This is a genomic window from [Scytonema hofmanni] UTEX 2349 (assembly GCF_000582685.1).
Lineage (GTDB): Bacteria > Cyanobacteriota > Cyanobacteriia > Cyanobacteriales > Nostocaceae > Hassallia > Hassallia hofmanni.
In genome coordinates this window covers 140,582-153,733 of sequence record NZ_ALWD01000002.1, presented here as the reverse complement: position 1 = coordinate 153,733, position 13,152 = coordinate 140,582, and the positions used below count along the sequence as shown (strand labels likewise).

The following is a 13,152-nucleotide window of genomic DNA, read 5'->3' as shown; positions in this document are numbered from 1 at the left end:
ACCATACGAAGATTAAATATGCGGTGCGTTAGCTGAAAGTACAGCACCCTATATTTGTTCGGTAACTCATATACAAAGTCATATATTTCAGTCAATAACTCATATACGTACTCATATACACAGCTGTGACAATCAAGTTTAAAGGCAAAAGATAAAAGTCTAAATAAAAAGCCTATTTTGACTTCTTCAGTCTCTAAATAAGCTCTTTTAACTTTTTACTTTCCACTTTTTACTTTTTATGAAGCTGTTGGTGGTACTGCTTCCACTCCCGATCAAGACTTTTAACTTTTTACTTTCCACTTTTTACTTTTTCCATCTCTTTCTTTTACCTTTTTACTTTTCACCTTTTACTTTCCATGCGTTTTCCTCTTGAACTTCTGAATGCTGCATGGTTCCAAGTCCGTGCGGGAACTAAATCTGCGGGTGTTGATGGTATTTCTCTTGACTTATTTGAGTCGGTTGCTGCCGAACAATTACGGAACATAGAATACCAACTCCACCATGAAACTTATACAGCAAGTCCGGCAAAGGGTTTTTATGTACCCAAAAAAAACGGTGATAAGCGGTTGATTGGTATTCCGACAGTGCGGGATAGAATTGTGCAGCGTTTATTACTTGAAGAACTGTATTTTCCTTTAGAAGATACCTTTCTTGATTGTAGTTACGCTTATCGTCCGGGAAGAAATATTCAGCAAGCGGTGCAGCATTTATATAGTTATTACCAGTTGCAACCAAAGTGGGTTATTAAGGCTGATATCGCTGAGTTTTTTGACAATCTTTGTTGGGCTTTGTTGTTAACTGCGTTGGAAGATTTGCAGCTTGAATCAATTGTACTGCAATTGTTAGAAGGACAACTCAAATCAGGTATTGTCATTGCGGGGAAACCCGTTTACCCAGGTAAGGGAGTATTGCAAGGTGGTGTGCTTTCCGGTGCGTTAGCAAATTTATACCTGACTAATTTTGATCGGAAATGTCTCAGTCACGGCATAAATTTGGTGCGCTACGGTGATGATTTTGCGATCGCTTGCACCAGTTTTCATGAAGCAAACCGGATTTTAGACAAAATTACAACTTGGCTGGGGGAACTTTATTTACAACTGCAACCAGAAAAAACGCAAATTTACGCTCCTGACGATGAATTTATTTTCCTCGGTTATCGGTTTAAAAAAGGTGAAGTTTACGCACCACCACCCCCCGCACCTGTACGTCGGGGTGAATGGGTAATTAATGATTCGGGTACACCCTATTTTCGCACAAAACCAAGACCGACAAAACCCGTTTCTCGTCCTCCTAAAGCTTGCAGTATCGACAAGCCGAGTAAATATCCGACAGCACCAATATCTCATCTTTGGCAGGATTTTATGACTACATTATACGTTACTGACCAGGGCGCTTATTTGAGTGTCAAAAATCAACAGTTTCAAGTTTATTACCAAGGTGAATTACGGATTAAAGTTCCAGCAACGCGAGTGACTAATATTGTTTTATTTGGTTGTTGTAATGTATCACATGGTGCAGTTTCTTACGCATTACGACGACGAATTCCAATTATGTATCTTTCCCAAAAAGGGCGATATTTTGGTAGGTTACAAACTGAAGGTAATGCCAAAGTTGAGTATTTGATGCGTCAGGTAATATGTTCGCAAAATCCGGAATTTACCAGAAAGCAAGCTGAAAATATTGTGTGGGCAAAGTTACATAATTCCCGCGCTTTGTTGTTAAAATTTAATCGTCGTCGTCCATCAAAAATGGCTAGTTCTGCTATTGAGTTAATCGCCGATTTAATGGACAAATTACCGCAAGCTGAATCAATGGATGCACTGCGAGGATATGAAGGTAAAGCGGCAACTTTGTATTTTCAAGCTTTGGGTTCTTTGTTTACGGGAGTGTTTGAGTTTGATAGACGTACAAAGCGTCCACCAACTGACCCAATTAACAGTCTCATGAGTTTAGGATATACGTTATTGAGTCAAAATGTTTTCTCGTTTGTGGAAACGGTGGGTTTACACACGCACTTTGGTAATCTCCACGTACCACGAGATAATCATCCTGCTTTAGTTAGCGATTTGATGGAAGAGTTTCGCGCACAATTGGTTGATTCGTTGGTAGCTTACGTTGTGAATTCTAAGATATTAACACTTGAAGATTTTACACCGCCAGACGAAAAAGGTGGGGTATATCTTCAACCCCACGCATTAAAAAAGTTTCTCAAACATTGGGAAGAAAAATTACAATCCGAGTTAACACACCCACATACAGGATATCAAGTCAGCTTTCGTCGATGTGTGGAGTTACAGGTGCGGGAGTATGTCGCTTGTTTGATGGGAGAGGTGGAGTTATATAGACCAATGATTTGGAAACTTTAGCTATGGAAGGAAGTAAAAAGTTAAAAGTTAAAAGGCAAAAGTCAAAAGGCAAAAGAAAGATAATTTTGAATTTGATACGCAAACAGAAACTTAAGGATTGCGCTTTGTGAAATTTATGTGGTATATTTTGTACATCGCTGCTGTACCTTGACAATTTCATAAATATGCAGTTCCAAATTAAGCCTGTTGATCGTCAAGATTCATATAAGGCGTAATTTTTCCAAAATTCTTTTGTGAAGAAAGTTGATCTGAGGGGGTAGCCCAATCGCTGAAACCCTTATTATTACGTTGACCCCCTCAGAACGTTTACCTTGTAAGGATTTGAAGTGGCTCAGTATGTTGCTTTATGTCAATAGTTGTAGATTATTGACAGGTAAAATACACCCCCCTCAGATTTGCACCCTTAAAACACTCTTGTGGTAAAGCTTTCAGAAAGGTAGGGTTTTAATTCCTCTTCCCCTCACGGGGATGGAAACTTGATTCCATTCTTCAATGAGACCAAGGTGAAAAAGGTTTTAATTCCTCTTCCCCTCACGGGGATGGAAACAATTCGCAGTCCTTGTTGCTCAATAATTTGGTCAAGGCTGAAAGGTTTTAATTCCTCTTCCCCTCACGGGGATGGAAACGCATTTTGCGTGAAATTTCCACACTCATTTGCAAATACGTTTTAATTCCTCTTCCCCTCACGGGGATGGAAACTAGCACCAAGCATCTTGGGCATCCGTATAGTTGTCGGTTTTAATTCCTCTTCCCCTCACGGGGATGGAAACTTTGCACAAATTACCGCGCGCGAGTAGCAATGGAACAGGAATGTACGTTAAGCCCGAAAAGCTTACTATCACTAGACTCTAGACAACGGCAATCGGGAGCAATCACGCGCTACTGCGATCGCTACTGATAACCTTGTTCATGGTGTCGTCGCCAAGCCCGCAGTTCTGCGTCAGCAGTAGCATCTGACTGTTCTGCGTAACGGAGGGTAGTTTGCAAGTTTTTGTGACCAAGACGCTTGCGCCGAGGCTGAAAACGCCACCGATTTTGATATAAATAGTAGTTTGCAAGTTTTTGTGACCAAGACGCTTGCGGATAGTATTTAGGCTTACCCCATTGTTGATAAGTTCAGTTGCGTGTGCGTGTCTTAGGTCATGAATACTACAGGTTATACCAGCTTTTTTACAATAACTAGACCACTTCTGTTGAACTGATTGGTAACGTAGAGAACCACCCCTAAAATTCTTAAAGGCTCGGAACAGAGGTCCATATTTATATCCAGTTTGCTTAAGATAGTTGCGTAGCATTGCTACCAAACGGCTACCGAGACTTTAGTGAGCAGCCAGAACACTGGCGATTGGTGCGCTGGTTGTATGGACGTACATGGTTAAGCGCAGAACGTCCAAGTATCCTATTTGACCTCGCTACAGCACGATTAGTTGAACGAAAAATTCTCTTGCCTGGTGTTAGTGTTTTAGCACGTTTGATTGCCAGTGTGCGCGACCGTGCAGCTAACCGTCTGTGGCGAGTTCTGTCCCAACTTCCTAACACCAAACAACGGACACGTCTGGATGATTTACTACAAATCACTCCTAACACCCGCACTACACCCTTAGACCGCCTACGTCATTCCCCTACCCGCTCCTCAGCTCCGGCTTTGGTTGGTGCTTTAAACCGATTGGTTGAGGTGCGAGCTATAGAAGTAAATACACTATCATTATCTGCTATACCGTCTAGTCAACTGAAGGTATTAGCTCGAACAGCATATAATGCACGCGCCCAAGCTATTGCTAGGATGCCTCCTGAACGTAGAACAGCTACACTGCTGGCTTTTGTTCATGTTTTAGAGGCCACGGCTACTGATGATGCCATAGATTTACTTGATTTGCTAATTGGGGATTTATTAGCGAAATCAAAACGTATTGGAGAGCGAGAACGTCTGCGTACTATTAAAGACTTGGATGCAGCAGCGTTGCAACTGTGCAAAGCTTGTGGAGTTCTCCTTGATTCTACTTGTGATGACCAGAAGGTACGCGACGAAATTTTTACACGCATCAGCAAAGAGAAGTTGACACAAGCAATTTCCAAGGTAGAGGCACTGGCACGACCTCCTGATGACGATTACGGAGATGTGATGATGCGTCGTTGGAAACATATCCGCATCTTTTTACCACGGCTTTTACATATAATTCAGTTTGAGGGAACAGAGGCAGGACAACCCATCCTGGAGGCGCTGCAATTTCTTCATGCCATTGAGGGACGTAAAAAACCTGACATGAGTGTTGCTCCACTAGCTTTTGTCAGTAAAAGCTGGCTGCGGTTAGTGAAAACTGTCAATGGTGAAATAGACCGTCGCGCTTACACATTTTGCGTATTAGAACGTTTACGTCACACTTTGCGCCGCCGGGACTTGTTTGTTTCTCCTAGTCTACGATGGGGCGACCCACGCGCAAAACTTTTGCAGGGTGACGCTTGGATTTCAGCACGTCCCACTGTATGCCGTACCCTAGACCTTCATCCCACTCCTCAACTGGAGTTGGAAGCATTAGCACACCAACTTGATGAAGCTTATCGCCGCACCGCTCTAAATTTACCTACTAATGCTGCGGTACGTATTGAACAAGTTGATGGGCGCGACACAATAGTATTAACTGGACTGGACAAGCTGGAGGAGCCACCTAGCTTGATAGTCCTTCGAGATCAAGTTAGTGAGATGCTGCCTCGTGCTGACTTACCAGAAATTCTTTTAGAAATTCAAGCAAGGACAGGATTTGCCAATGAATTTACCCATTTGAGCGCATTGAATGCCCGTGTAGAGGACTTGTCTACAAGTATCTGTGCGGTACTTTTAGCAGAAGCTTGTAATATTGGACTGGAGCCATTGATCCGCCCAGATGTCCCAGCATTAACTCGCGGACGACTCTCGTGGGTACAACAAAACTATATCCGCATGGACACACTGACTAGTGCTAATGCCAGATTAGTTGATGCCCAAACTCACATTCCCTTAGTCCAAGCCTGGGGAGGAGGCGAGGTAGCATCTGCTGATGGACTGCGCTTTACGGTTCCTGTGCGGACTATTAATGCTAGACCCAACAGCAAATACTTTGGTGTGGGACGCGGCATTACCTATTACAACTTTACTAGTGACCAGTTTACTGGTTTTCATGGCATCGTTATTCCTGGTACACTGCGTGACTCCCTTTTCCTATTGGAAGGATTGTTGGAGCAACAAACCAGTTTACGTCCAATTGAAATTATGACCGATACGGCAGGCTACAGTGACGTGGTATTTGGTCTGTTTTGGTTGCTGGGTTATCAGTTCAGCCCACGAATTGCAGACATCGGTGAGACTCGGTTTTGGCGGATTGACGAGAGTGCTAATTATGGTGCGCTGAATGGGTTAGCACGTAACCGAGTCAATACTGAGCTAATTGCTAATAACTGGGATGATATGTTGCGGGTTGCTGGTTCCCTAAAATTGGGGACTGTAAGTGCATCTGAGTTGATGCGAACTTTGCAAGGTGGAAGTAGTTCAACGACAGTATCAAAAGCAATCGGTGAATTAGGACGAATAGCAAAAACGTTATATTTGCTACCTTATATTGATGACGAAACCTATCGCCGTCGCGTCCTTACCCAACTTAACCGAGGAGAAGGTCGCCATAGTTTAGCCAGGGTAACTTTCCACGGACAACGGGGTGAAGTGCGTCAACGCTATCGTGAAGGTCAAGAAGACCAACTGGGCGCTCTGGGACTGGTAGTGAATGCACTGGTACTATGGAATACGAACTACATAGATGTAGCGGTAAAGCAACTGCAAGACCAGGGGGTGGAAGTAAAATCTGAGGATTTGGCGCGGCTCTCTCCTTTGGGATACAAGCATATCAATATGTTAGGACGTTATCAGTTTGCTTTAGCTGAACATTTGAAGCGGGGTGAACTTCGTCCTCTGCGCGATCCAAAGGACTTTGGCGAATCCTATAGCTAGAAACTTGTGTAGACAAAGCTTGTAGCCTTAGCGTACATTCCTGTTCCATTGCTACTCGCGCGCGATTACCAGTTCTTTGATTTTACTAAGGGTTTTAATTCCTCTTCCCCTCACGGGGATGGAAACAATTTTGGAAACATTAAAAGAAGAAACCAATAGCAGATGTTTTAATTCCTCTTCCCCTCACGGGGATGGAAACTTAATGTTTCCACGCTCCAGAGAAGCTTGGACTACATAAGTTTTAATTCCTCTTCCCCTCACGGGGATGGAAACGGGTGGCGATCGCATTTGCCAATGATGATAAAGTATTTACACTCGTCACAAAAATAGCCTCATTTCAGGGTGTAAAAATTGAACACGGACAACATTTGTAAGCTGTTAGCAGAAGAATATCCACTCGAATTTGCTCGTTGGTTATTAACATCTCAAACCACAGAAGCTAAAATACTTAAAACGGAACTTTCTTTAGAACCAATCCGCGCAGATTCCGTTACCTTTGTGCAAACTCAAGAGAGAATTTTACACATCGAATTCCAGACCCGTACTATCTCGAAACCCCCGCTACCCTTTAGAATGCTGGATTACTCCGTGAGATTGAGACGTAAGTATAAGTTTCCAATTACACAGGTTGTTATATTTTTGCAGGAAACACGTGACGAAATTGCTTTCACTCAAGAGTATATTGATGAAATAACAACTCACCGTTACCGAGTTGTACGCTTGTGGGAAGAAAATTCTACCTTGTTTCTCAATAATCCAGCACTGCTACCACTAGCACCTCTTACTCAAACTGACTCTCCAGCAACTTTACTCTCGCAGGTTGGTAACAGAATAGCTAGAATTTCAGATATAGATGTACGACAAAATATTGCGGGATGTACCGAAATATTAGCAGGTTTGAAGTTTGATAAGACTTTGATTCGCCAATTTTTAAGGGAGGATGTCATGAAAGAATCGGTAATTTACCAAGATATTCTGGAACAGGGAAACAAACAAGGAGAGCAACGTCTAATTATACGCCAGCTAAATCGACGTTTTAGTGAAATAAATCCATTGTTAATTGAACGAGTTAGAGGATTATCGATTGAACAACTAGAAACTTTGGGAGAAGCGTTGTTAGATTTTTCAGAAGTTGCTGAACTCGAAGCTTGGTTAAACCAACAACAAGTATAAATAATTGCTTGAATAATTAAACTATAGCTAAGTCGGGGATAGTACCTCCGGCTTTTTTAATGCCTTTTGAGCAACTCATATAACTCATATACAAAATCATATAAAAATTGCTTTTACGCAGATACGTACTCATATAGCGACGTGGAAAGATTGAAGTATAGACAAGGGAATAAAACTTTCCTTTCTAAAAATAAACCTAGTTTACTTCAATTTATGCCCAATATTTACATCACTGAATCTGACGCATCATTTCAAATGAAACACAATTACTTCCAAGTGTTTCATCAACAAAAGCAATGCATTTCGCTGCCGATTCGTCACGTAAATCAAATCATTATCTTTGGTAATGTTAATTTACCAAACGATGTGATTAAAATTCTGCGCTTACATCATATTCCCGTCTTATACTTAACCCAAGATGGTGAATATTTAGGAAGGTTAGAAAACCCATCCCAAGTGCAACCAAAATACATGTTTCACCAGCGGAAACGCTTGCGCGATATTGAATTTAACCGCGCTACGGCTGAAAGCATGATTTGGGCAAAATTGCACAATCAACATATATTTTTACAAAGTTGGACTCGCTATCATGCAAACCACGCAACTCAACGTGCGTCAAATTATTTAACGCTGTTGATGGACAATTTAGCGATCGCAAAATCCCTTGATGAACTTTGCGAATATAACGACGAAGCGGATAACGTTTACTACACCGCTATCAACTCGCTACTCAGCTTTTATAGCATATATCCCCAAACAAGGGTAAGGCAAATTAGTGGACTTTTCAACTTGGGATATCAACTGTTGCATCAATATATTTACACGCTTCTCCACACCGTAGAACTTCACCCCGATTACGCCATTTTACACCGTCACGGTCATCACGAACTCCCCTTGGCATGGGACTTTACTGTAGAATTTCGCGCACCTATCGTTGATGATTTGGTGTTAAACTTTGTCCGCAATCTCCCCAGTTCAAATGGTAATGGGAATGGTAACGGTAAAACCCAGCCGAAAATGATTCTCCAAAATTTCCTTCAACATTGGGAAGCGAAGTTGCGAACTTTTGTACTGCATCCCCACGCTGGGGAAGTAAGCTACCGTCAGTGTATGGACTTACAGGTGCGGGAATACCTCGCTTGTTTGCTGGGTGATGTGGAATATTATCGCCCCTTAGCTTTGAAGTTTCACCCAAATCATCCCCATTTCACCAATATCGCTGAACCCGAAAAAACGCCCTTAACGCTGGTGAAACGATGATGTTTTATTTGGTTTGCTACGACATCGTTAGCGATCGCCGACGCAATAAGGTGTCGAAAATGCTTGAAGGCTACGGGTTTCGCGTGCAAAAGTCGGTTTTTGAGTGCGTTTTGGACGAAAAACAGTACGAAACGCTATCCAAATACCTCATGCGACTCGTCAACAAACGCGAAGACCAAGTTAGATTTTACCCCATGTCTGCACACAATCGGTGCAAAGTTGCAGTCTTGGGAACACAACCTGAATTTGTTGTAGATGATGCAGCGTTTATTGTTTAGAAAGTGATTTCTACGTAGTTTTTACCTTAGAAAAGAATATCAAAATGACTAGCTGGAAAAAAGCGCGATACTCCTTTGGAGTCGCTGCGCGATCGCCTCCTTGAATAAGAAACTCTGCGCTGTCTGGTCAAGTTGGGATATCTAGGAATTATTGAATGGAAGTTCAATCTGTTAAATTCCGTTTGATTTTTGCTCCCAAAGTCCAAAAAAAACTTGATGAATTACCTCTAAAAGACCGCAAGCAGTACGACAAAGCATTTGAAATTTTTGCTCTTTATGGTCCGGCTTATCGCAGCTTGAGAACACACAGATATAGCTGTAAAAACGGCGATATCTGGAGTTCTTCTGCATCGATGGCAAAACGATTTTACTGGCGTTATACGGAGTCAGAAAACATTCTTATCACGCATTTAGATTCGCACTAATCAAGTTATACCAATTCTATGTGAGGTTGCACATTATCGCCCTTAGGCTGGAAGCCTAGGGCTATACGAACAAAGCCCACCTACGTGGGCTGATTAGACGCATCTTCATATAGAAACGGTATAACTTATTCCCTACTCTTTCTTTTGCCTTTTTACTTTTACCTTTTTACTTATTTATGATGTCTAATCCCCGTCGAATAACCGCACGCGAACGACATCTGATTTTACTCTACAGCAATTGGGAATTTGGTATGACACCAACACAATTTTATGCAAAATGGGGTGTAAATTACGAACAAATCGCCCTGATATGTTCCCGTTCCGATTCAACAGTTAGAGGCTGGTTTAGAAACGGCTGTAACCAACGCTATCCCACTTATAACGACTTACGCCATTTGGCTTTGATGGATTTTCTACTCGAACATTTTGAGGAAATTCCCGAAGAGGTTCTACACTGGTTACACCTCAATAATTTAGAGAATTCACTTAGTTAAATCACAACTAAGTCAATTTGTCAATATCACCTCGACCTGTTTTGAATAATATTCCTCAACTAAGGTGATAGTAGTCAATTTAAAAGCTGATTTTTCAGGTATTTATCAGCATTTGTGAGGTGGTAATTATGACCTATTTTAAGCAACTGCATCCGTGGTGCATTATTCGTGTTTTACCTAATAAACAACAGTTGGATAATTCTGGTGTGCCGTTACACCCCAGAAGCATTTATACAGAGTGCCAAGAGTCTAAAGTTGTTGCACGATTTCGTCGCCGAGATGATGCAGTTGCTTACTTGCAAGTGTTGCAACATTCAATCAAAAATACAAGTTTTCTGATTATTTTTGATGTGCAAGGAGTGCGAAAATTACCTGATAGTAAAAAGTAAAAAGATAATCTCCATAAATAAATAGAAGTTTTAAAAATTTAGCGCAATAAATATACTGGTTTCCATCCCCGTGAGGGGTAAGAGATTTAAAACGATTATTCCAATCGTGCAGCACGTGAACACCACCAACTGAAAGTTTCCATCCCCGTGAGGGGTAAGAGATTTAAAACAACTGGCTATTGCTGGTTTGATGGCGTTGAATGGCGTTGGTTTCCATCCCCGTGAGGGGTAAGAGATTTAAAACGGGTGGCATTCTCCCCAATTGCCTGTGCCGTACTGTGTTTCCATCCCCGTGAGGGGTAAGAGATTTAAAACTGGTAAGATTTGGCGAGCAGAATGGACATTTCAAGAAAGTTTCCATCCCCGTGAGGGGTAAGAGATTTAAAACTGATGAGGACACAAAACGCCTCGTTATAAGAATGGTGTTTCCATCCCCGTGAGGGGTAAGAGATTTAAAACTTTCAGCTTCATCTGTATTTGCAAATGAGTGTGGAAATTGTTTCCATCCCCGTGAGGGGTAAGAGATTTAAAACAACTGGAGACATAGTTGAGAAAGGACACGTCAACGGGGTTTCCATCCCCGTGAGGGGTAAGAGATTTAAAACTTATTGCCATGTTCACCACTGTAAACATGGCTAAGTTTCCATCCCCGTGAGGGGTAAGAGATTTAAAACCCCACTCTTACAGAAAGCTTACCAAATAAGGATTACAGAACTGTAAAACTGAGGGGGGTCTATTTTACCTGTCAACAGACCATAATTATTGACAATAACTACAGTCTTCAAGACCCCAAACCCTTATACAGTAAGTCATCTGAGGGGGTCTACGAAACAATAAGCCTTTCGGACTTTGGACGACCCCCTCAGTTTACATTTCTTAACAAAATGGCTTTAGGAAACTAACCATTAAGTTACACATTAAAGAAAATGTAGTTATTAAATTGTCAAGGTGCATGTGTTGGTATAAACAGTACCATAGCAACCGACAAAATGCAATCTCTCTATTAAGGTTTCCAAATCGACTCTTATAGAGACGCGATAAATCGTCGTCTCTACATCTGACTTATTAAATCCCCATAAGGGGATGAAAACTTGATAAGATGCAGAAAATATAGCTTAAATGCTACCATGCCTCGACACTCTCAAAAAAAGCTAACTACATCATCTTCTGAGCTTACATGGTCAAAAGACACAGAGTTGATCGGCTTGGAGTTTGAGTTAATCCCCGAAAAAGATGCTTACCTTTACCCGCAGTATACCATTGGACTCCATGCTTGGTTTCTCGACCAAGTGCGATCGCTTGACGTGGAACTTTCTGCTTATCTCCACGATGGGGAATCAGAAAAACCTTTTACTATCTCTGCTTTGGATGGAGAGATAATTAGTAGCGGCAGACAAATACAATTATCTGCTAACACTACTTACCGCTGGTATGTCACAGCTTTGTCAAGTCGAGTGCAAAAGTGGATGCTTGAGTGGGTGGAAAATTTGCCCAGTGTAGTTGACTTACGCTCCGGCACTTTAAAGATAAATTCTTGCGATATTATCCATCCTCCCACAACTTATGCCGAACTGCTAAATTCTGAGCATGGCAATACTGTCACCCTAAAATTCTTGAGTTCTACAAGTTTTCGTCGCAAAGGTCATCACTTCCCCCTTCCAGTACCAGTTAATATCTTCCACAGCTACTTGCGACGCTGGAATGACTTTTCGGGGATAATTATTGACCAAGATGCTTTCCTGGCTTGGGTAGATGATTGTGTGTTGATAAATCGTTGTCAGATAACAACCGCAAAGGTACTAGCGGCTAAAAAAGGTGCGGTGACAGGTTTTACTGGGGCAATTGAGTTTAGTTTAACTAAGGATGCAGCTTTGCAGGCGGAGTTTCAACAGTTATTTTATGCTTTGGGGAAACTCGCACCTTACTGCGGAACTGGTCATAAAACTACATTTGGGTTGGGACAAACGCGGTTAGGTTGGTCATCGCAAATTTTGCCGGATGTACCCGATGTGGAAAGTGTGCTAGCGAAACGCATTGAAGATTTAGCAGAAATTTTTAAGACACAACGCAAACGTACTGGGGGCGATCGCGCGGATGAAATAGCCACAAAATGGGCGACAATATTAGCACGGCGAGAAATGGGAGAATCGTTGCAAGTGGTAGCGCAAGATTTGGGAATGCCTTATGAAACAGTGAAAACTTATGTTAAATTAGCGCGACGGGCGCTCAAAAATCAGGAGTAGTTTGCTATACTCATCGAATGTGTAGCGGAACCTCGAAAAGTTAATATTGCGTTTCCGAATAAAGGTGAAAGTGTTTGTTTTTACTTTTTACATGCAAGTTTTTAGTGGGGAGTAGAGCGATCTTATATTTACTTTATATTTCCGCTCGCTTAATAATCACCTGAGGGGGAAGGGTAACACCTGAAACCCTTATTCTTTCGTTGACCCCCTCAGATAACTTGCTGTGTAAATGTTAAAAGCTTGTCAGGTTAAAGGTAATTGATAAATAGTCTCAATTATTTGCTTATGACAAACACCCCCTCAGATTTACATCCCTCAAACCTTGTTATTTCAAGGTTTCTAGTCAGGTAGGGTTTTCAACCAATTACCCCTCACGGGGATGGAAACTTTCCACTGGTCCAACAGGCAAGCTGTCTTTCCAAGTTTTCAACCAATTACCCCTCACGGGGATGGAAACTTTCTGATTCAGCACTTGTTTTTGCATTAGCTATTGTTTTCAACCAATTACCCCTCACGGGGATGGAAACTCGTTAAACGGATAATAT

The 13,152-nt window shown here is 41.8% G+C and carries 8 protein-coding genes, 2 pseudogenes and 3 CRISPR repeat arrays (1 of these 13 running past the window's edge); of the genes and pseudogenes, 9 read left to right on the top strand and 1 reads right to left on the bottom strand.

The window, feature by feature from the left end; genetic code table 11:
- Positions 1–356 precede the first annotated feature (356 nt).
- On the top strand, positions 357–2,366 hold the full coding sequence (cas1, locus tag TOL9009_RS0100850; RefSeq protein ID WP_029630506.1) for a CRISPR-associated endonuclease Cas1: 2,010 nt from the start codon (positions 357–359) through the stop codon (positions 2,364–2,366).
- A gap of 441 nt (positions 2,367–2,807) precedes the next feature.
- Positions 2,808–3,136: direct repeats of the CRISPR family, unit length 35 nt; unit sequence GTTTTAATTCCTCTTCCCCTCACGGGGATGGAAAC.
- Between the two features lie 333 nt (positions 3,137–3,469).
- Here cas1 (TOL9009_RS0100850) and TOL9009_RS50275 read toward each other — a convergent pair.
- A pseudogene (locus TOL9009_RS50275) lies at positions 3,470–3,661 on the bottom strand (tyrosine-type recombinase/integrase); the annotation flags it as partial.
- A gap of 11 nt (positions 3,662–3,672) precedes the next feature.
- Here TOL9009_RS50275 and TOL9009_RS37305 point away from each other — a divergent pair.
- From TOL9009_RS37305 to cas6, 8 genes and pseudogenes are all read left to right on the top strand, one after another.
- Positions 3,673–6,345, top strand: a pseudogene (locus TOL9009_RS37305) (Tn3 family transposase); the annotation flags it as partial.
- Between the two features lie 351 nt (positions 6,346–6,696).
- Positions 6,697–7,518 (top strand): DUF4351 domain-containing protein, encoded by an 822-nt coding sequence (locus TOL9009_RS0100830; RefSeq protein WP_029630502.1) that lies wholly within the window; start codon positions 6,697–6,699, stop codon positions 7,516–7,518.
- A 213-nt stretch (positions 7,519–7,731) separates the two neighbouring features.
- A complete protein-coding gene (cas1, locus tag TOL9009_RS0100825) occupies positions 7,732–8,778 on the top strand; it encodes a CRISPR-associated endonuclease Cas1 (protein WP_029630501.1) in 1,047 nt (348 codons plus the stop codon).
- Positions 8,778–9,056 (top strand): CRISPR-associated endonuclease Cas2, encoded by a 279-nt coding sequence (gene cas2 / locus TOL9009_RS0100820; protein WP_038295551.1) that lies wholly within the window; start codon positions 8,778–8,780, stop codon positions 9,054–9,056. The genes cas1 (TOL9009_RS0100825) and cas2 overlap by 1 nt, the downstream gene beginning before the upstream one ends.
- A 155-nt stretch (positions 9,057–9,211) precedes the next feature.
- Positions 9,212–9,481, top strand: coding sequence for a hypothetical protein (locus TOL9009_RS0100815; protein WP_029630497.1), 270 nt, complete (start codon positions 9,212–9,214; stop codon positions 9,479–9,481).
- Positions 9,482–9,660: 179 nt separating this feature from the next.
- On the top strand, positions 9,661–9,975 hold the full coding sequence (locus tag TOL9009_RS0100810) for a hypothetical protein (RefSeq protein ID WP_029630496.1): 315 nt from the start codon (positions 9,661–9,663) through the stop codon (positions 9,973–9,975).
- Positions 9,976–10,103: 128 nt separating this feature from the next.
- The gene (locus TOL9009_RS0100805; protein ID WP_029630494.1) at positions 10,104–10,364 is read left to right on the top strand and encodes a hypothetical protein; all 261 of its coding nucleotides are present in this window, start codon (positions 10,104–10,106) and stop codon (positions 10,362–10,364) included.
- Positions 10,365–10,422: 58 nt separating this feature from the next.
- A CRISPR array of direct repeats spans positions 10,423–11,038; the repeat unit is 35 nt; unit sequence GTTTCCATCCCCGTGAGGGGTAAGAGATTTAAAAC.
- A gap of 453 nt (positions 11,039–11,491) precedes the next feature.
- A complete protein-coding gene (gene cas6 / locus TOL9009_RS0100800) occupies positions 11,492–12,607 on the top strand; it encodes a CRISPR-associated endoribonuclease Cas6 (protein WP_029630492.1) in 1,116 nt (371 codons plus the stop codon).
- 352 nt (positions 12,608–12,959) lie between these two features.
- Positions 12,960–13,152: direct repeats of the CRISPR family, unit length 35 nt; unit sequence GTTTTCAACCAATTACCCCTCACGGGGATGGAAAC; it runs 490 nt beyond the window's last position.